Genomic DNA, 18,051 nt, shown 5'->3' on the forward strand with positions numbered 1-18,051 from the left:
CGGATGATAACAGGCGGTGTATAGTCCCGGCCATGGGAAACCCCGCCGCGTCCTTTTTCGCCTTCGGCACAGGGATCCTCCGCCGCGGATGCCTCGCCGGGCTAGCGATCGGCGCATTCGTCGGCGCCTGCGCCAATACCGACCAGAACCTCGAGCGGCAGCGGCTCCTCGAGGAGCTCAACTCGGCCGGCAGCAAGCCCGCGCAGTGCAAGCCGAAGATCCTCGAGTCCTGCTACGACGGCCCGCAGGGCACCTCGGGCCGCGGCCTCTGCAAGGACGGCACGCGCACCTGCAGCGACGACGCGACCTGGGGCGCGTGCTCCGGCCAGGTGACCCCGGTCAAGGAGCTCTGCAACCGCAAGGACGACGACTGCGACGGCATCGTCGACAACGACTTCGAGCGCGAGGGGGCCACCTGCACGATCGGCAAGGGCGAGTGCAAGAGCTCGGGCGTATGGAAGTGCAACGCCGACGGCAAGGGCGCCACGTGTGACGCCCCGCAGCCCGCGGTCAAAGCCGAGGTGTGCGACGGCCTCGACAACGACTGCGACGACAAGATCGACGAGGACGTCCCGGGCACCGGCGTCGCCTGCCAGACGGGCAAGGTCGGCGTGTGCGCCCCGGGCGTGATGCAGTGCCTCGGCGGCCGGATCCAGTGCGTGGCCAACGTCCAGCCGAGCCAGGAGATCTGCAACAACCTCGACGACGACTGCAACAACGTCGTCGACGACCGCTGCCTCACCGCCGAAGAGGCCGCCAAGCTCAAGAACAAGTAAGCCGCCTCCACGGCCCAGTCGCGGCGCGGCGCCCTCCTCGGGCCCGCGCCGTTCTTGCGTGTGCTTAGGACATGTCCTCTTAGACATGTCCTCTCGATCATACGGATTCTACCTCGACCTAGCGATCGCGCGACCTGTCCCCAAGAGCAGCCGAGCGTCGCTCCCTTCTCGCTCGCACCGGCCCCGACGGGCTCGACGCCCCATCTCTTGTTCCCGCGGAACCTGCCGCGACCTGTCCTAAAGAACAGGCTCGCAACCACCGCCTCGTGCAGACCTCCCGCGGCCTCGATGCCTCCGCCGACGACCTCACGAGTGGTCTCCGCAAACGGCCGAGGGCCCGCACCGCGCCTCGCGGTACAGGCCCTCCCCGGCTCGATGCTCTCGCCCCAGAACGGGCAGGGTTCACTTCGCGTACTTGACCGTGCAGCCCCACGCGCGCGTGTCGGCCTGCTCGACCGGCTTGCTGCCGAGCACCGCGGCCAGCGCGTCCTCGAACAGGGCCACGCGGGCGCCGCCCTCGGGCTCGTTCATCGGCGCGTTGTCGAGGCCGCCGCGGTAGACGAGCGCGCCCTGGGCGTCGACGATGTACATGTGGGGCGTGTTGGTGGCCCCGTAGGCGTGGCCGACCGCGCCTGTCTCGTCGAGCAGGATCGGGTGGGCCATCGACCAGTTCTTGGCCGCCGCCTGGTTGGCCTCCGCGCCGTGGCCCTGCTTGCCCGGCGCCCCGGAGTTGATCGCCAGCCAGGTGACGGTCGGCGTCGCAGTCGTCGTCTTCGTGGCGAGGTCCTTGAGCGGACCGGCGTCGTGCGCCGCCTTGACGAACGGGCACTCGGGGTTGAACCACTCGAGCACCACAGTCTTGCCGCGCAGGTCGGACAGCTTGATCGTCTTGCCGTCGGCGGTCGGCAGCGTGAAGTCGGGCGCGGGCTTGCCGATCGCCGCGACCGCCGCCGGATCGGCGAGAGGATTCGCCGGCGGCGCCGGTGTAGGTGTGGCCGCCTTTGCATCACCGTCGGCGGGCGGCGTCTTGGTCGGCGTTCCGGCGGCGGCGGGCGGCTTGGCGCCGTCACAGGCGGTCAGAGCGAGGGCGAGGGCGAGCAAGGTTCGCGGGGTCACGGCAGGCTCCTGGGTGCGCTTTTGCGTATCCTGGGCCGGTGTACCACCGATCGCTGGACCTGTCACACCCGCCGGTATGGACCGTCGACGACGTGCTCACGGCCAGCGAGTGCGTCGCGCTGATCGATCACATCGAGTCGCTCGGTCCGGTGCGCGCCCCGGTCACCATGCTGCGCGCCCCGGTGCTCCGCCCCGTGCTGCGGGACAACAAGCGCGTCATCCTCGACGACCCCGAGCTCGCGGCCCTGCTGTTCGAGCGCGCCCGGCCCGCGGTGCCGCCGCGGATCGGCCCGATGACCGTCCTCGGCCTCAGCGAACGCCTCCACTGCTACCGCTACGACCCCGGCGAGCGCTTCGCCCCGCACTTCGACGGCGCCTGCGTCCGCGCCGACGACGAGTACAGCCTGCTGACCTTCATGATCTACCTCAACGACGACTTCACCGGCGGCGAGACCCACTTCCTGCACCTCGAGCAGTCCGTCGTCCCGCGCACCGGCCTCGGCGTGTTGTTTCAGCACCGCCTCCTGCACGAGGCCCGCGCCGTCGCCAGCGGCCGCAAGTACGTGGTGCGCAGCGACATCCTCTACAAGGGACCCCGCGCGCCCCGCGATCGATCGTCCCTGTAGTCTTTCGCGGCGTTCGCCTCGACGTCACGGATCGTGGCCGTTCGCGGCTCGCGCCGGTGCGGCGGCGCACGTCGTCCGGCCGTGCTAGTTTCCCGCCATGAGCACTGCCGACGAGGATCTCCCGATCGTCAGCCGGATCGTCATCGAGGTCCGCTCCGACGGCAAGCGCACGGTCGCGCGCGGCGCCGCGGAAGATCCCTCCGGCAAGGTCGGCCTCGAGGTTCGCGCCGACAGCCCCGTCGAGCTGGTCACCGCGCTGGTCAAGCTGCTCATGCAAGCACCTGCCCTTGCGACCACGTCCTTTCGTACAGGTCGCAAGCGCCAGGTCCAAACGGACAGCCTCCCCGGCGCCCCGCCCCCTCGCGCGCTCGGGCCCGCCGGTCGCGCCCGCGACCTCGCCGCCCGCGTCCGCCGTCGCCTCGGCCTCGGCGACTGAGCAGACACCCCGCAGCGTGCTCCACGGGGCGAGCACCTCACCTGCGTCGAGCTCGTGCCGCGACGCGACGTATCGTCACAGCCTGCTCCGCGCGCTGGCTGCGGAGCGAGCAAGCGTCGGCGCCGACTATGTCTGCGTGTCGAGCGAGCGCCAGAAGTACCAGGCCGCTGCGCTGCGGTACGGCGAGAACGGCGCCCCGAGCCCGTCGAGCTCGCGCTGGGTCGGCGACTCGGCCAGCCCGAAGGTCTGCGCGTAGCCCTTGCGGACCGCGAAGTCGCCGACCGGCCACACGTCGGGGCGGCCGAGGCGGAAGATCAGCATCATCTCGACCGTCCAGCGGCCGATCCCGCGGACCTGCGTCAGGCGATCGACGATCGTCGCGTCGTCCATCCGCGACAGCGCGCGCAACGTCGGGACCACGCCGTCGAGTGTCTTTTGGGCCAGGTCCTTCAGGGCCGCCTGCTTCCCCGCCGACAGCCCGGCCGCGCGCAGCCGCTCCGCCGGCAAGGCCAGCAGCGCCGCCGGCTCGGGGAACTGGCCGCCCTCGCCGAGCTGACACGCGCGCCCGTAGATCGTCGACGCCGCCGCGCCCGCGAGCTGCTGGAACACGATCGATCGCGCCAGCGCCCCGTAGGGGCTCGCCCCGGCGTCGCGCCGCAGCGTGATCGGCCCCAGCCGATCGATCAACTTCTTCATCGCCTTGTGGCTGCGCCGCAAGTGAGCCGCCGCGGCTTCCGTGTCGTAGGGGAGCGGTCGCGTCTGCGCCATCGTCGCCTCGTCGGCCCCGACGCCTCGCGCCCGGGCCCTCACGATCTTGTACGCGTAATCCCCCGCGCGATCCATGCCCGTGCAGGCAGCCTCGCCTCTCACCTCGGCGCACCCGCGTCTGACGAGCCGGCCCGGCTTCGCGGCGGAGGACGACCGCATGGAGGCTCCCTCCCGGGGTCGCCGGGAAACCGAGCCCTCGAGCTCGACGCGGCGACCGTGTTCAGGTCGAAGACGCGACCCTGCATGGCCTCTCGCGTGACGAGGCACCTCTCCCCGGCCATCGAAGTATCACCTGTCCCGAGGGACAGCCAGGCCGCACACCTCAGCGCCGGCTCAGCGGGTCGGTGAGGGGCAGCTCGTCGGCGACCTCGCCGAGCACTTGCTCGCGCAGCTGCCCCACCAGGATGTGCGAGCCGCACACCACCAGCTCGCCGCCGGCGGCCAGGTGTTCACGCCACGCCGCGTGGAGCACCGGCCCGACCCCCTCGGTGAACAGCCGCGTGTCGTCCGCCTGCAGCGACGCCAGGTCGTAGCCGCCGGGCCCCGGCGCCACCAGCCAGATCGGCGACCTCACCCGCCGCAGCTGCGCCAGCATGCCCGGGGCGTCCTTGTCGGCCAGACAGCCGAACACGATCGCTCGCCGCGGATGCGGCTGTCCTTCGAGCCAGGTCACGAGCGCCGCGACCCCGTGCGGGTTGTGCCCTGCGTCGAACACGACCGTCCCGCCGCCGCTCGCCACGCGCTCGCACCGGCCCGGCCAGCGCACCCCGTCGAGGTCGCTCGCAGTCACCGCGGGATCGATCACTCGCGCCCCGGCCAGCGCCAGCGCGCCGTTGATCCGCTGATGCTCGCCCGGCAGCCCCTCCGGCGCGCGCGCCAGCGACTCGACGAACTCCAGCGGCACCCCGTGCTCGGCCGCCGCCGCCCGCAGCACCGCCGCCGCCGCCGCCTGCTGCGGCGCCGACCACACCGGCGCTCCGTCGCGCATCACCGCCGCCTTCTCGCCCGCGATCGCCTCGATCGTGTCGCCGAGGTACGCCTGGTGATCGAGGTCGATCGGCGTCATCAGCGTCACCGTCGCCGGCACCACTCCGGTCGCGTCGAGCCGCCCGCCCAGACCTGTCTCCAAGACCATGACCTCGACGCCAGCCTCGCCGAACGCCAGCAGCGCCGCCGCGGTCAGCACCTCGAAGAACGTCAGCGGACGCGGCAGCCCCGGACCCTCGAGCCGCAGCACCCGATCGACCAGCAGCTCCATCGCCGAGTCGGCCAGCGGCACCCCGTCGAGCCGGATCCGCTCGCCCACCCGGTGCAGGTGCGGACTCGTGTAAAGGCCGACCCGCCGGCCGCGTCGACGCAGCGCGTGCGCCACCATCGCCGACGTCGAGCCCTTGCCGTTGGTGCCGACCACGTGGATCACCGGCACTCCCACGCCCGGCTCGCCGAGCGCCGTGTAGGCCGCCCGCACCGCCTCGAGCCCGCGGATCACCCCCAACGAACGCCTGGCGAACAGCGCCAGCTGCCAGGCCGGGGGTGTCTTCATGGACATGTCCGATCAGCCAGCAGGCGCCGCCGGCAGCGCCGCCACCGCCTTGGCCGGCGCCCCCGCCAGCAGGCGCAGCATCAGGCCCAGCTGCTCGCGCAGCTCGAGGCGACCGACGATGCGGTCGAGCATGCCGTGCTCGAGCAGGAACTCGGCCCGCTGGAAGCCCGGGGGCAGCTCCTGGCCGATCGTCTGCTGGACCACGCGCGGCCCGGCGAACCCGACCAGGGCCCGCGGCTCGGCGAGGATCACGTCGCCGAGCATGGCGAAGCTGGCCGCCACGCCGCCGGTGGTGGGGTGCAGGCAGACCGAGACGTACGGGATCCCCGCGGCGCGCAGGCGGCCGCGAGCGGCCGACGTCTTGGCCATCTGCATGAGCGACAGGATGCCCTCCTGCATGCGGGCGCCGCCGGACGCGCTGAAGATCACGGCCGGGATCTTGCGCTCGAGCGCCCGCTCGAACACCCGGGTGACCTTCTCGCCGACCACCGAGCCCATCGAGCCGCCCATGTACTCGAACACGAAGAAGCCGGCGCTGACGTCGAGGCCGTCGATGGTGCCGAAGCCGGCGGTGAACGCGTCGGTGGGGCCGACGCTGCGGTCGGCCTTGGCCACGCGGTCGCTGTAGGCCGCCTGGTCGCGGAAGCCGAGCGGATCTCCCGACCGCAGCTCGAGGTCCAGCGGCTGCCAGGAGTCGCGGTCGAGCATCGCCGCGATCCGCTCCTTCGTCGGCATCACGTGGTGGTGCCCGCACACCGGGCAGACGCGGAGGTTCTGCACGAACTCCGCTGTGTACGTGATCTCACCGCACGCGTCGCACTTGGTCCACAAGCCGCGCGGGACGGACACCTTGTTGCTCTCGCTCGTCTGCTCGAGCGGCTGCTTTTTGCGTCGCCACCACGCCATACGAATCGGGCTCCCTTTGCCGGGGCGAATCATCGCCGCGACCCGCCGCCTTTTCAAGGCCGTTGCCGCGAGGCTCGCGCCTTGGTACGCGTCATGCCCGTGCAGGATCGCAAGGACCCTCTCACTTACAAGGGCGCGGGCGTCGACATCAGCGCAGGCAACGAGGCCGTGCGGCGGATCAAGCGCCTCGTGGCCGGGACGCGGCGGCCCGAGCAGATCGGCGACATCGGCGGCTTCGCCGGGCTCATGGGCTTGCCGGTGGGCGTCGGCGACCCCGTGCTGGTGGCCTGCACCGACGGCGTGGGCACGAAGCTGCTCGTGGCGATCGCGCTCGATCGCCACGACACCGTCGGCGTCGATCTCGTGGCGATGAACGTCAACGACCTCCTCGTCACCGGCGCGAGCACGCTCTTCGTGCTCGACTACATCGCCTGCGACCGGGTCGTGCCCGAGCGCATCGAGGCCCTCGTCAGCGGCATCGTCGACGGCTGCAAGCAGGCGCGCTGCGCCCTGCTCGGCGGCGAGACGGCCGAGCTGCCCGGCCTCTACGCCCGCGATCACTACGACCTCGCCGCCTTCGCGGTCGGCGTGGTCGACCGCAGCAAGATGCTCGGGCCCACGCGCGTGAAGGGCGGCGACGTCGTCCTCGGCCTGCGCTCGAGCGGCCTCCACAGCAACGGCTACAGCCTCGCGCGCAAGGCCCTGCTCGACCCCGCCTACGCCGGCCTGTCGTTCGCCGATCCCCTGCCCGGCGATCCCGCCGGCCGCAGCGTCGGCGAGGCGATGCTCACGCCGACGAGGATCTACGAGCCCGCGTTCGCGGCCCTCCGCGGGCTCGAGCACGCCCCCCTGCACGGCGCCGCGCACATCACCGGCGGCGGCCTGCTCGAGAACCCCGCGCGCGCGCTCGGCGAGGATCTCGCGCTCGAGCTCGATCTCTCGCCCGTCGAGCTCCCGCCGGTGCTCGCCGCGATCGCCGCCCAGGGCGTCGGCGTGCGCGAGCTGCTGCGCACCTTCAACTGCGGCGTCGGCATGCTGCTGTACGTCGACCCTGCGCACGTCGACGTCGTCCGCGGCGCGCTCGCTGCGCTCGATGAAGAGCCCTACACGCTCGGCCGCGTGGTCGCCCGCCCCGCCGCCGACGCCCCGCAGGTGCGCCTGTCGGGCGCGACCTGGATGGGCGGCGCCGTCGAGGTCGAGTAATCGGCTGTCTCGCGGGACAGATGATTCTGTCCCCCGAGACAGGCAAAACATCCTCCGCAGAAGCTGTCACTCGGGACATATGCGCCGAGTGACCGAAGCGCGACGGAGGCCGAACCGGCGACAGCAGGACGATCGAGCACCTCGTGTTGCTCGCGCGCCGAGGTCGGACGCGCCACGAAGCCACGAAGCGGTCCCCGGTCGGCACGAACGTCCCCTCGTTGCCACCCTCTTCACGTAGCACCGGCCGCGGCGGCGAGCCGTGCGCAGCGAAGAACGACCTGCCCCCAGAGACAGATACAGCGGGGTTTCGGCTCAGCCGGCCTTGCTGCCGCCGAGGCACGGCGGACTCTTGGCAGCCTGGCCGCCGCGGGCCTCCCACTGCTCGGGCGTCAGCGCCTCGATCGCCAGCGCGTGCAGCCCCGAGCGCAGCTCCTCGGCCGCGGCCGCGTTCACCTCGCGGTGGCGAGCGACCAGCGACTTGCCGGCGAAGCCCGAGCTGACGACCACCACCCGGAAGTGGCTCTCAGCGCCCTTCGGCACCGCGTGCATGTGGCTCTCGTCGCGCACCTCGAGGTGCTCGGGCGCGAACGCGGCCGTCAGCGCCTCGCTCAGGGCGCGCGCTCGCCTGCCCGAAGGGACAGCCTCGCTCACGCGCTCGCCTCCGGCCGCGGCGCCTCGGCGGGCAGCTGCTGGGCGACGACCACCGCGAGGTCCATGACCTGGATCGACTCGTCCTTGCCGAGCGACTTGAGGCCGTCGGACAGCATCGTGTGGCAGAACGGGCAGCCGACGGCGACCGCGTTGGCGCCGCCCTCGGCGACCTCCTTGGCGCGGTTGATGTTGACGCGCTTGCTCGGCTCCTCCTCGACCCACATGCGGCCGCCGCCGGCGCCGCAGCAGAACCCGTGCTCGCGGTTGCGGCCGAGCTCCTGGACCTTGCCCTTGCCGCGGGTCGCGTGCTCGAGGATCTCGCGCGGCGCGTCGTAGACCCCGTTCCAGCGCCCGAGGTAGCACGAGTCGTGGTACGTGAACGTCAGCTCGCTGGCGTTGCTCAGCTTGAGCTTGCCCGCCTGCAGCAGGTGGGTGATGAGCTGGCTGTGGTGGATGACCTCGTAGTTGCCGCCGAACTGCGGGTACTCGTTCTTGATCGTGTGGAAGCAGTGCGGGCACGAGGCGATCACCTTGGTGACCTTGGCCTCGTTCAGCGTGTCGACGTTCTCCTGCGCCAGCGTCTGGAACGCCATCTCGGCGCCGAGGCGGCGCAGGGTGTCGCCGGTGCACTTCTCGCGCTTGCCGAGCACCGCGAACTTCACGTTGGCGGCCTGCAGCACCTTGACCAGCGCGCGCGTGGTCTTCTTGGCGTTGTCGTCGTAGGCGCCGGCGCAGCCGACGAACAGCAGGTACTCGGCGTCGGGCACGTCGTCGATGAGCGGGACCTCGAGGCCCTCGGCCCACTTCATGCGGTCGTCCTGCGGCAGGCTCCACGGGTTGCCCGCGCCCTCGATGTTGCCGAGCACGCGCGTGACCTCGCCGGGCGTGCGGCCCGACTCGTCGTTCAGCACGATGTGCTGGCGCATCTGCAGGATCTTCAGCGGGTGCTCGATGAACACCGGGCACACCTCCTGGCACGCCCCGCAGGTCGTGCAGGCCCACAGCGTGGCGTCCTTGACCCGCCCGCCGACCAGCGGCGGCAGCGCCCCGAGGTCGGCCTTGATCTTGTCGATGATCGACTTGTTCGGCCCCTCCGGCGCGTCGTCCTTCAGCGAGCCGCCGGCCTTCTGCAGCTTGACCAGCAGCTTGCCGCGCTCCTTCATCTCGTCCTTGAGGTCGTGGATGAGGTGCATCGGCGAGAGCGGCTTCTCGGTCGCGAACGCCGGGCAGTACATCGTGCAGCGGGCGCACTCGGTGCACGAGTAGTTGTCGAGCAGGCTCTTCCAGGTGAAGTCCTCGACCTTGCCCACGCCCCAGTTGTCGAACAGCGGCTCGGCGTTGGGGTCGGTCGGCTCGCCGTCGAACAGCTTGGCCTTCGGCATCGCCCCGCGCTGGCCCTGGCGGCGCAGCAGGATGTTCGGCGCCGACGTCAGCACGTGGATGTGCTTCGAGAACGGCAGGTAGTTGAGGAAGGCCAGGACGATGCCCATGTGGACCCACCAGCACACCTCCGCCGCGATGTGGGCGACGTGCGGGTCCATGCCCGCGAACAGCCCGCTGATCGCCGCGGACACCGGGGCCCCGCCGGCGTAGTGCCCGACGGCCGCGATCTCGAACGCGTGGTGGCCGAAGTGGCTGATGCACAGGAGGGCGATCGCCGACAGGATCAGCATCGCGTCGAGGCTCAGCGGCACGAACGGCGGGCGGATGAAGCGGCGCGTGATCGCGTACGCCAGCGCGGCGATGACGATCACGTTGGCGACGTCGACCACGGCCATGGTGCCGAGGTACACGGCGTCGGGCATCACCAGCGAGAGGTTGAGGCCGGGCCCGAACAGGCCGGTGAGGCCCATGTCGACGGTGGCGATCGTGAGGATGAGGAAGCCCCAGTAGATGGGCAGGTGGTGCCAGCTCCGCTTCTCCTCGACGACCTTGCCCTGACCGAAGAAGAAGGCCATCAGGCTGGCGATCCGCTGGCCCCAGGTCTCTTTGAGATCCGACGGACGGCCGAGCGCGACGGTGCGGATCAGCGCCGACACGTTGTAGGTGAAAAGGCCGAGTGCGAACGCGACGGCGGCGGCGAAGGCGATCTGCTTGAGCATGGCAGGGCGGGCTTTGGGCAAGCACGCTATACCACAGGGCAAAGGCCAGCGTTCGCCTCTGGGCGCGAGACCGCGCCGCGCCGAAATCTCCCGCTTTTTCCGTGATGGTCCCGTCCGATCAGCGCCCCGACCGCGAGCTCTCTCCGGGCCCCCGCACCGGCGCGCCCGACCTGCTCCTCATCAGCGACCTCCACCTCGGCTCCCACCTCAAGCCGCGCATGCGCGGCGAATACGTCCACCTCGCCGTCGACATCGACCGCGGCCTGCCCCGCTTCCTCGACCACTACGCCCGCGGACCGGGCCGCTGGCAGCTCGTCATCAACGGCGACTTCATCGACTTCTGGAACATCGAGGTCGGCCAGGAGAAGCGCCTCGTGGGCGAGGCCCTCGCGGTCCATCGCCTGCACGCGGTGCTCGACGCCTACCCGGGCGTCGAGGACGCGCTGGTCCGCTTCCTCGCGGCGGGCCACAACATCGTGTTCGTGGTCGGCAACCACGACGCCGAATTCCTGTACCCCGGCGTCCGCCGCGCCCTCACCGAACGCCTCTACGCCGGCCTGGGCGAGGCCTCCCTCACGATCACGCACACCGGCAGCCCGCGCCTCGACCAGGTCGCGCGGGTGCGATTCGTCCCGTGGTTCCTGTGCGAGGCCGGCGGGGTGTGGATCGAGCACGGACACGTGTTCGACGCCGCCTGTCACACGGGACAGATGCTGGCGCCGACGCGCGGCGGCCGCCTGGTCCAGTCGCTGGCGGAGGTGGCGACGCGCAGCTTCACCAACGCGATGCCGGAGATCGACTACGACGCGGCCGACAAATTCATCACCCCGTGGGACTACGTCCGCTGGGCCTGGGCCCGCGGCCTGCGCTTCATCCTCTACGCCATCACCCTGTACTTCCGCATGGCCTTCCGCCTGTTGGCGCTGTGGGCCCGCACCGGCCGGGTCGACCGCGCCGGCCAGGCGATGCACGCCGCCCGCCTCGAGCGGATCGCCGCCACCGCCGGCCTGCAGATGAGCACCCTGACCGCGCTGCAATCGATGGCCCCGCCCCCCGCCTCGGCCACCGTCGCCGGCGTCCTCCGGATCACCGCCCTCGACGCGATCCTCAGCGTCCTCGCCTGCCTCGGGATCGGCGTCGGCCTCGCCGCCGCGCTCGGCGCCCCCACCCTCGCCGGCCTCGTCGCCGGCGCCCTGCTCGGCTGGCTGTCGATCCGCCGCCTCCGCAAGCGCCGTCGCCCGCGCGCGGTCGCCGACGACATGGCCCGCGTCGCCTGCGACGTCGGCCGCGCCACCGGCGTCCCGCTGGTGCTCATGGGTCACAGCCACTACGGCGTGATCGCCCGCAACGACGAAGTCGTCTACGCCAACAGCGGCTGCTTCCTCGACGGCTCCCACCTGGTGGTCCGCCGCGACCGCGCCACCGGCCGCCTCGCCGAGGTCGAGCTCCGCGCCTGGCGCAACGACGCCGTCGCCGTCCTCGACGCCGCCCGCCTGCCCCCGGCCCCCTCCGCGCGCCCCAGCGACGAGGTCGTGGCCGATCGCTCGCTCTCGGACATGCCCGTCACGACAGGCGCTTGAGGCCTGCCCCCGGCCCCTCCGCGCGCCCCAGCGACGAGCTCGTGGCCGATCGCTCGCTCTCGGACATGCCCATCACGACAGGTGCTTGAGGGCATGTCTTTAAAAACATGCCCTGAGAGACATCACCGGGTGCCCGCTCGCGTCCGCGGACGCGAGCTCCCCTCACGGTCCGAAAGAGCGCGCCTGACACCGCCGCAGGAGCAGCGCTCACTCGCCGGGACCACGAGTGCGCTCGGGAGTCCTGTCTCTCGAGACACCTCGCGCTCCCGCACCGCCAGCCGCGCTCGTCAGTACGCGACCGCCGCGCCGCCGTCGCGGGCGATGTCGGCGACCGCGCGGTAGCCCTGCGTCTTGGGATCGACCTCGATCGAGTTGGCGTGGCCGATCGACGGCCACTCTGCGATCGTGTGTCCCTTCGCCTTGAGCCCCTCGATCGTCGCCGGATCGAGCGTCGGCTCGGTGACGATCCGGTCGGGCATCCACTGGTGGTGGACCCGCGGCGCCTTCACGGCCTGGTCGATGGTCGCCCCGTAGTCGATCAGCGCGCGCACGATCTGGGTCACCGTCGTCGAGATGGTCGACCCCCCGGGCGTGCCGACCACAGCGCGCAGCTTGCCGTCCTTGACCAGGATCGTCGGGCTCATGCTCGACAGCATGCGCTTGCCCGGCTCGATCTTGTTCTGCTCGCCCTGGACCAGCCCGAACGTGTTGGGCGACCCCGGCTTGACCGAGAAGTCGTCCATCTCGTTGTTGAGCAGCACCCCCGTGCCCGGCACGACCACCTTGGCGCCGAAGCCGGTGTTGAGCGTGTAGGTGTTGGCGACCGCGTTGCCCAGCACGTCGACCACCGAGTAGTGGGTCGTCTGCATCGACGTCTTGGTCCCGATCCCGGCGGCGATCTTCGACGACGGGGTCGCCTTGTTCGGGTCGATGTCCGCCAGCCGCGCCTGCAGATAGGTCGGGTCGGTCAGCTGCTCGAGCGGGATCTTGACGAACGCCGGATCGCCGAGCAGGAAGTTGCGATCGGCGTAGGTGCGCCGCGCCGACTCGACGTACAGGTGCAGCTCGTCGACGCTGAGCCACGGCTTCTCGTAGATCTTGAGGATCTCCCGCGCGGCCAGCAGCTGCCGCAGGACCACCCCGCCTCCCGAGGGCGGCGGCATCGTGATCACCTCGTGGTCGCGGTACTTGAAGGTGATCGGCGTGCGGGCGATCGCGCGGTACGACTTGAGGTCCTCGGCGGTCCAGATCCCTCCGAGCGCCTTGACCTCGCGCGCCAGCTTCTCGGCCAGCGGCCCCTCGTAGAACGCCCGCGGCCCCTGCTCCGCGATCGTCTCGAGCGTGCGCGCCAGGTCGGGCTGCTTCCACACGTCGCCGACCACGAAGGGCTCGCCCGTCGGCCGACGGTAGATCGCCGCCGCGTCCTTGTAGTTCAGCTTCAGCATTCGCTCGCTGCCGGTGGTGAGATCTTCGGCGTGGAAGCTGTCGAGCTCGTGGCCGTCGCGCGCCAGCGCCACCGCCGGCAGCACGAGATCTCGCCACGGCAGGCTGCCGAATTGTTCGTGTGCCAGCGCCAGCCCCGCGACGGTGCCCGGGATCCCGGCCGCCTTCGGGCCTTCGACGCTCTCGCGCGTGGGGTTCCCCTTGGCGTCGAGGAACATGTTCGGCGTCGCCGCCGCCGGCGCCACCTCGCGGTAGTCGATCGCCGCGGTGCGCCCGTCGGCCATGCGGATGACCATGAACCCCCCGCCGCCGAGGTTGCCGGCGCTCGGATGCGTCACCGCCAGCGCCAGGCCGACCGCGACTGCCGCGTCGACCGCGTTGCCGCCCTTCTTCAGGATCGCCACGCCGACCTCGCTGGCGTTGCGCTCGGCCGAGGTGACGGCCCCATGAATCCCCACCGCCGTCGCGGGATCGCTCGCGTCCTTGGCAGGAAGCGATCTCCCGCTCGCCGGTCCATGATCGATCGATTCTTGCGCATTCGGCGCAGTCGACGGCCCGGGAGCCGGGTTCGCCGCGGGAGCGGCGGGCTTGCACGCCAGAGCCCCCGCGATGAGCCAGAGCACCAGAGGCAGGGGCGTGGACGATTTCGGGGCGACGGACATGGCGGGAACCTTACATGGCCTCCCTCGGACTGTCGCGCCATTCGCACGCTCGCGACGGGCCGAATTCGTGCTTGACACCTGCCGGGGCTTGGAGCATCCTCCCCCCACCTCGGACGCGCCCCAGGGGCGGCCCAAACCGACTCGGTTCGAGCCACCAACACCCCTCGGCGCCTCGCCCTTCTTCGGGGATCGTCTAATGGTAGGACTGCGGTTTCTGGTACCGCCTATCGGGGTTCGAATCCCTGTCCCCGAACTACCACGTCCGAGAGTTTCTGGCCCTGTAGTCTAGCGGTTAGGACGTTGGCCTCTCACGCCGAAAGCTCGGGTTCAAGTCCCGACAGGGTCACTCCATGAAAGCCCTCAGCACCCGCTGAGGGCTTTCCTCTTTTGGTCGCCGAAATGGCCGCCGCGCTCCCGCGGCTCCAAAAAACGACGCCGCAGCGACTGCTCGCTGCGGCGTGATGGGTCACACGTTGAGGTCGGAGGACCAGCGGGCCGGCGATTGACCCACCCGAGCACCGGAGGCGGTGCTCGGGGGCGCGCGGGTCGACACGTCGGCCGTGTTCCTTGGAACCCGCTTCGCGACGATTTTCCGGGCGGGACGAACGGCGACTCGGGCGCGAAAAATTCGTCGGCCCGGACCACCTTGCTATCCTGCGAGCGTGGATCTCGTCGCCTACCGCGTCACGTTTCCGCAGCCGGGGGCGCACCTCATCCATGTCCGCCTGGAGCTGACAGCGACCGGGGAGATCTGTCAGCTCTGGATGCCGGCCTGGAGCCCGGGCTCGTACGTGCTCCGCGAGTACGCGCGCAACATCCGCACGCTCGCCGCGAGCGTCGCCGACAGCCCACGAGAGATCCGCAAGATCTCCAAGGATCGCTTCGAGCTTGCCGCTCGCCCGGGCGAGCGGGTGGTCGTCGACTACACCGTCTACGCCCACGACCTCAGCGTCCGCACCGCCCACCACGACGCCAGCCACGCCTACCTCCACCCCCCGCAGGTGTTCCTGGTCCCCGAGGGCCACGCGGGGCCGTTCCGGGTCGCCGTCGAGCTATTGCCCGGCTGGTCGGCGATCAGCCTCGCCGCCGACCCCGCCGCGCAGGAGCGTCGCAGCCCGGGCCACTTCGAGGTCGATCTCCCCGACCTCGACGCCCTCTTCGACACCCCGATCGAGGCCGGCAATCTCTCCGTCACCAACCTCCCCGCGCCGTGTGAGCACGTGCGCCTGGCCGTGTGGGGCGAGCCGATCCCCGAGTTCGTGCTCCCGCGCCTCGCCCACGTCGTCGACCAGGTCGAGCGCTTCTGGCCCGCGCGCCCCTACGACCACTACACCTTCCTCGTACATGCCGCCGTCGGCGCGCGCGGCGGGCTCGAGCACCTGGCGGGCAGCGTCCTCGGCGTCGAGCCCGAGTCATGGGCGCCGGCTGCGCGACGTGTCCAGGCCGGCAACCTCGACCGCGACGACGACAGCGAGACCGGCGTCTACGACCTCCTCGAGCTCGCCAGCCACGAGCTGTTCCACGCGTGGAACGTCAAGCGCCTGCGTCCCCGCGCCCTCGGTCCGTTCGACTACGGCCGCGAGAACTACACCCGCGAGCTGTGGATCGCCGAGGGCTTCACCAGCTACTACGACGGTCTTCTGGTCCTGCGCAGCGGCGAGATCAGCGTCAAGGCGCACCTGCAGCGCCTCGCCGAGTCGGTTGCTCGTCTGCGCGACACGCCGGGCCGCCTCGTGCAGTCGCTTGAGGAGTCGAGCTTCGACGCGTGGGTCAAGCTCTACCGCCCCCAGGACGACAGTCCCAACGCGTCGGTCAGCTACTACCTCAAGGGCAGCCTCGTCGCGCTGCTCCTCGACCTCTGGCTCCGCGAGCTGCGTCCCACCGGCAGCGGCCTCGACGGTGTGCTTGCCGAGCTCTGGCGGCGCGGCCCCGACGGCCGTGATACTCGCGGCCCTGGCACCACAAATACGTATTCCTATCCAGGATTTACAGTCGAGGATCTCGAGGCAATTCTAGGTGAGCAAAGCGGCCTGGGGGAGGTTCCCGGCGTCATCCGCGCACTCTGGGCGAAACCCACCGACCTGGACTTTGCCCCGCTCGCGCAGCTCGGCCTTCGCCTGTCCGAAAAGCCAGTTCAGCCCGGCCTCATCGACCCTGGCTTCACGCTCCAGGATCGAGGCGGCGCTGCGTGGGTCGAATTCGTGCGCACCGACTCGCCCGCCGAGCGCGCCGGTCTGGCTTCGGGCGACGAGCTGCTGGCTGCGCGTCGCCTCGACGGCAACTGGCTGCGCCTCCGTTCCGCCCGGGCCGCTCGCGTCTGGGATCACCTGCAACCGGGCGCGCCCGCCGAGCTGTTGATCAGTCGGCGCGAGCGCGTGCTGACGCTCCCGATCGCTTTCGCCGCCGCGCGCGGGGCTCCGCAAATCGAGCGCATCGAGGACGCCGACCCGGCCGCCCGCGCGCGCTTCGAAGCCTGGTCCGGCCGGCGCTGGAGCGATCCGTGATCGAACCCGCGCTCGAGCAGCTCACCGCCGAAGACGTCGGCCACCCGCCGGGGACGCCGTTGCCGTTCCGGTTCATCCCGGCCGAGCACATCACCCCGCTCGTCGTCAGCCTCCCGCACGTCGGCCTCGCCTGGCCCGCAGACGCCCCGCGAGCGCGCCCCGCCGTGGAGTTCGCCCGCAACGCCGATTACGAGGTGCACCTGCTCTACAGCCGCGCCGCAGCCCTCGGCGCCGCCGTCGTGCGGGCCGAGTACAGCCGGCTCCTCGTCGATCTCAACCGCGCGCCCGACGACGTGAGCCCCGAGATCGTCCCCGATCATCCTGCGCCGCGCCCCGATCGCCGCGGCTGGTGCGGCCCGCAGGCCAAGAACCGCGGCGTCGTGTGGGGCAACGCCGTCGGCAACATCCCCATCCTCGATCGCCCGCTGTCGTACGCCGAGTTCGCGCAGCGCCTCAGCCGCTACTACCTCCCCTACCACCGCGCGCTCGCGGTGTTGCTCGCGCGCCGGCGGGCCCGCTTCGGCCACGCGATCCTGCTCGACGCTCACAGCATGCCGAGCAGCGTGCCCGGCGATCTGATCCTCGGCACGTACGAGGGCGGCGCCTGCAGCCCGGCGTTGCAGCAGCGGGCGCTCGCAGCGCTGCGCGCGTCTGCGGACGGTCGGCCGCCGCTCTCCGTGCGCCTGAACGACCCGTACCGCGGCGGCGAACTCGTGCGCTCGTTCGGCAGACCGGAGGCCGGGCAGCACGCGTTGCAGCTCGAGGTGAATCGCGCGCTCTACATGGACGAGGCGAGATCCGCGGTGTGGCCGGAGCTCGCCGCGTTCGCGTCGACCGCCGGAGCGCCGATCCGACCCAGCCGCCCGCGTTTGGCCGCGCTGATCGACCGTGTGGAATCCCTCGTCTGCGCACTGGCGAGCGCGCAGACCGGCCTTGGCCTCACCCGCGAAAGCGCCGCGCGATGAGCAACTCGGCCGATGCACTTCTGCAAACCCTTGTATCGCTCCTGCCCGAGAGGCTAACATCGACCAACCGCTCTCGGCTCCGTTGAAGGAGAGGCACCGTGGCTGCACCAAAGAAGACCACATCCGGCAACGCCGATGCGTTTGACGACCTGCTCGGCCAGCTCGTCGACGAGCTTGCAATGACTCCGACCATGGTGCCGGAGCCCGAGCCTCCGCCACCGCCCCCACCGGCGCAGCCGCCCCCGCAGCCCGAGACTTTCGCTGCGCCCGTGCAGGAGGCGCCGCCGCCCCAGAAGCCGATCCTGGCGATCGCGCTGGGAGGCGGTCTTGCCGTCGCCGGTATCGCGGTCGCGCTGGCGATGATCTTGAAGCCCGATCCGCCGCCGCCGCCTGCGCCTACGCCCGCGAAGGTCGAGACCAAGGAGCCCACGCCTCCGGTCCAGCCGCCGCCGGTGGCCGCGCCGAATCAGCCGGGTCAGCCCTTGCCCGGCCAGCCGAACGTCCCGGGTCAGCCGCTGCCCGGCCAGCCGAACGTCCCGGGCCAGCCCGGCGTCGTCACGCCTGGCCAGCCTGTCGATCCCAACGCGCCTGCGCAGCCCGGCGTCGCCACGCCCGGCCAGCCCGATCCCAACGCTGCAACCACGCCCGACGGGAAGAAGACCGTCAAGAAGGTCAAGAAGCCCAGCGGCGGCGGTGGTGGCGGTGGCGCCAAGAAGACCGAGCCCAAGAAGAAGAGCGAAGTCGCCGATCCCTTCGGCTGAGCTACCCGA

The 18,051-nt window shown here is 71.1% G+C and carries 15 protein-coding genes and 2 tRNA genes; 10 read left to right on the top strand and 7 right to left on the bottom strand.

The features are described 5' to 3' along the window. Nucleotides 1-32 precede the first annotated feature (32 nt). Entirely contained in the window at nucleotides 33-776 is a 744-nt protein-coding gene (locus tag O0S08_RS25790; protein WP_269031932.1) for a MopE-related protein, read from the top strand. Nucleotides 777-1,178: 402 nt separating this feature from the next. Here the strand turns inward: O0S08_RS25790 and O0S08_RS25795 are convergent, their stop codons facing one another. Further along, entirely contained in the window at nucleotides 1,179-1,892 is a 714-nt protein-coding gene (locus O0S08_RS25795) for a redoxin domain-containing protein (protein ID WP_269031933.1), read from the bottom strand. A 38-nt stretch (nucleotides 1,893-1,930) separates the two neighbouring features. On the opposite strand from O0S08_RS25795, the gene O0S08_RS25800 reads away from it, so the two are divergent. Further along, entirely contained in the window at nucleotides 1,931-2,518 is a 588-nt protein-coding gene (locus O0S08_RS25800) for a prolyl hydroxylase family protein (protein WP_269031934.1), read from the top strand. A gap of 97 nt (nucleotides 2,519-2,615) precedes the next feature. After that, complete coding sequence (locus O0S08_RS25805) at nucleotides 2,616-2,954, top strand: hypothetical protein (RefSeq protein ID WP_269031935.1); 339 nt, start codon at nucleotides 2,616-2,618, stop codon at nucleotides 2,952-2,954. A 126-nt stretch (nucleotides 2,955-3,080) separates the two neighbouring features. Here O0S08_RS25805 and O0S08_RS25810 read toward each other — a convergent pair whose 3' ends face one another. From O0S08_RS25810 to accD, 3 genes are all read right to left on the bottom strand, one after another. Beyond that, on the bottom strand, nucleotides 3,081-3,797 hold the full coding sequence (locus O0S08_RS25810) for a DNA-3-methyladenine glycosylase family protein (protein ID WP_269031936.1): 717 nt from the start codon (nucleotides 3,795-3,797) through the stop codon (nucleotides 3,081-3,083). Nucleotides 3,798-4,044: 247 nt separating this feature from the next. After that, on the bottom strand, nucleotides 4,045-5,271 hold the full coding sequence (locus O0S08_RS25815; RefSeq protein WP_269031937.1) for a bifunctional folylpolyglutamate synthase/dihydrofolate synthase: 1,227 nt from the start codon (nucleotides 5,269-5,271) through the stop codon (nucleotides 4,045-4,047). A gap of 6 nt (nucleotides 5,272-5,277) precedes the next feature. Next, the gene (gene accD / locus O0S08_RS25820) at nucleotides 5,278-6,171 is read right to left on the bottom strand and encodes an acetyl-CoA carboxylase, carboxyltransferase subunit beta (RefSeq protein WP_269031938.1); all 894 of its coding nucleotides are present in this window, start codon (nucleotides 6,169-6,171) and stop codon (nucleotides 5,278-5,280) included. Nucleotides 6,172-6,264: 93 nt separating this feature from the next. Between accD and purM the strand changes: the two genes are divergently transcribed. Next, complete coding sequence (purM, locus tag O0S08_RS25825) at nucleotides 6,265-7,374, top strand: phosphoribosylformylglycinamidine cyclo-ligase (RefSeq protein ID WP_371879497.1); 1,110 nt, start codon at nucleotides 6,265-6,267, stop codon at nucleotides 7,372-7,374. Between the two features lie 312 nt (nucleotides 7,375-7,686). On the opposite strand, the gene O0S08_RS25830 is transcribed toward purM, so the two are convergent. Continuing rightward, complete coding sequence (locus O0S08_RS25830; protein WP_269031940.1) at nucleotides 7,687-8,025, bottom strand: BolA family protein; 339 nt, start codon at nucleotides 8,023-8,025, stop codon at nucleotides 7,687-7,689. After that, nucleotides 8,022-10,127, bottom strand: coding sequence for a (Fe-S)-binding protein (locus O0S08_RS25835; RefSeq protein ID WP_269031941.1), 2,106 nt, complete (start codon nucleotides 10,125-10,127; stop codon nucleotides 8,022-8,024). The genes O0S08_RS25830 and O0S08_RS25835 overlap by 4 nt, the downstream gene beginning before the upstream one ends. A gap of 104 nt (nucleotides 10,128-10,231) precedes the next feature. Between O0S08_RS25835 and O0S08_RS25840 the strand changes: the two genes are divergently transcribed. Beyond that, nucleotides 10,232-11,707 (top strand): metallophosphoesterase, encoded by a 1,476-nt coding sequence (locus tag O0S08_RS25840; protein WP_269031942.1) that lies wholly within the window; start codon nucleotides 10,232-10,234, stop codon nucleotides 11,705-11,707. Between the two features lie 287 nt (nucleotides 11,708-11,994). Here the strand turns inward: O0S08_RS25840 and ggt are convergent, their stop codons facing one another. Continuing rightward, nucleotides 11,995-13,608: a gamma-glutamyltransferase gene (gene ggt, locus O0S08_RS25845; protein WP_269031943.1), complete on the bottom strand. Its 1,614-nt coding sequence runs from the start codon at nucleotides 13,606-13,608 to the stop codon at nucleotides 11,995-11,997. Between the two features lie 386 nt (nucleotides 13,609-13,994). On the opposite strand from ggt, the gene O0S08_RS25850 reads away from it, so the two are divergent. From O0S08_RS25850 to O0S08_RS25870, 5 genes are all read left to right on the top strand, one after another. Continuing rightward, nucleotides 13,995-14,065 (top strand) — tRNA-Gln (locus O0S08_RS25850). Between the two features lie 21 nt (nucleotides 14,066-14,086). Continuing rightward, nucleotides 14,087-14,158, top strand: a tRNA-Glu gene (locus O0S08_RS25855). Between the two features lie 316 nt (nucleotides 14,159-14,474). Beyond that, nucleotides 14,475-16,316: a M61 family metallopeptidase gene (locus O0S08_RS25860; RefSeq protein ID WP_269031944.1), complete on the top strand. Its 1,842-nt coding sequence runs from the start codon at nucleotides 14,475-14,477 to the stop codon at nucleotides 16,314-16,316. Beyond that, nucleotides 16,313-17,281: an N-formylglutamate amidohydrolase gene (locus O0S08_RS25865; RefSeq protein ID WP_269031945.1), complete on the top strand. Its 969-nt coding sequence runs from the start codon at nucleotides 16,313-16,315 to the stop codon at nucleotides 17,279-17,281. The genes O0S08_RS25860 and O0S08_RS25865 overlap by 4 nt, the downstream gene beginning before the upstream one ends. A gap of 98 nt (nucleotides 17,282-17,379) precedes the next feature. Next, a complete protein-coding gene (locus tag O0S08_RS25870; protein ID WP_269031946.1) occupies nucleotides 17,380-18,042 on the top strand; it encodes a hypothetical protein in 663 nt (220 codons plus the stop codon). Nucleotides 18,043-18,051 lie beyond the last annotated feature (9 nt).

Source organism: Nannocystis punicea, from assembly GCF_026965555.1.
Lineage (GTDB): Bacteria > Myxococcota_A > Polyangia > Nannocystales > Nannocystaceae > Nannocystis > Nannocystis punicea.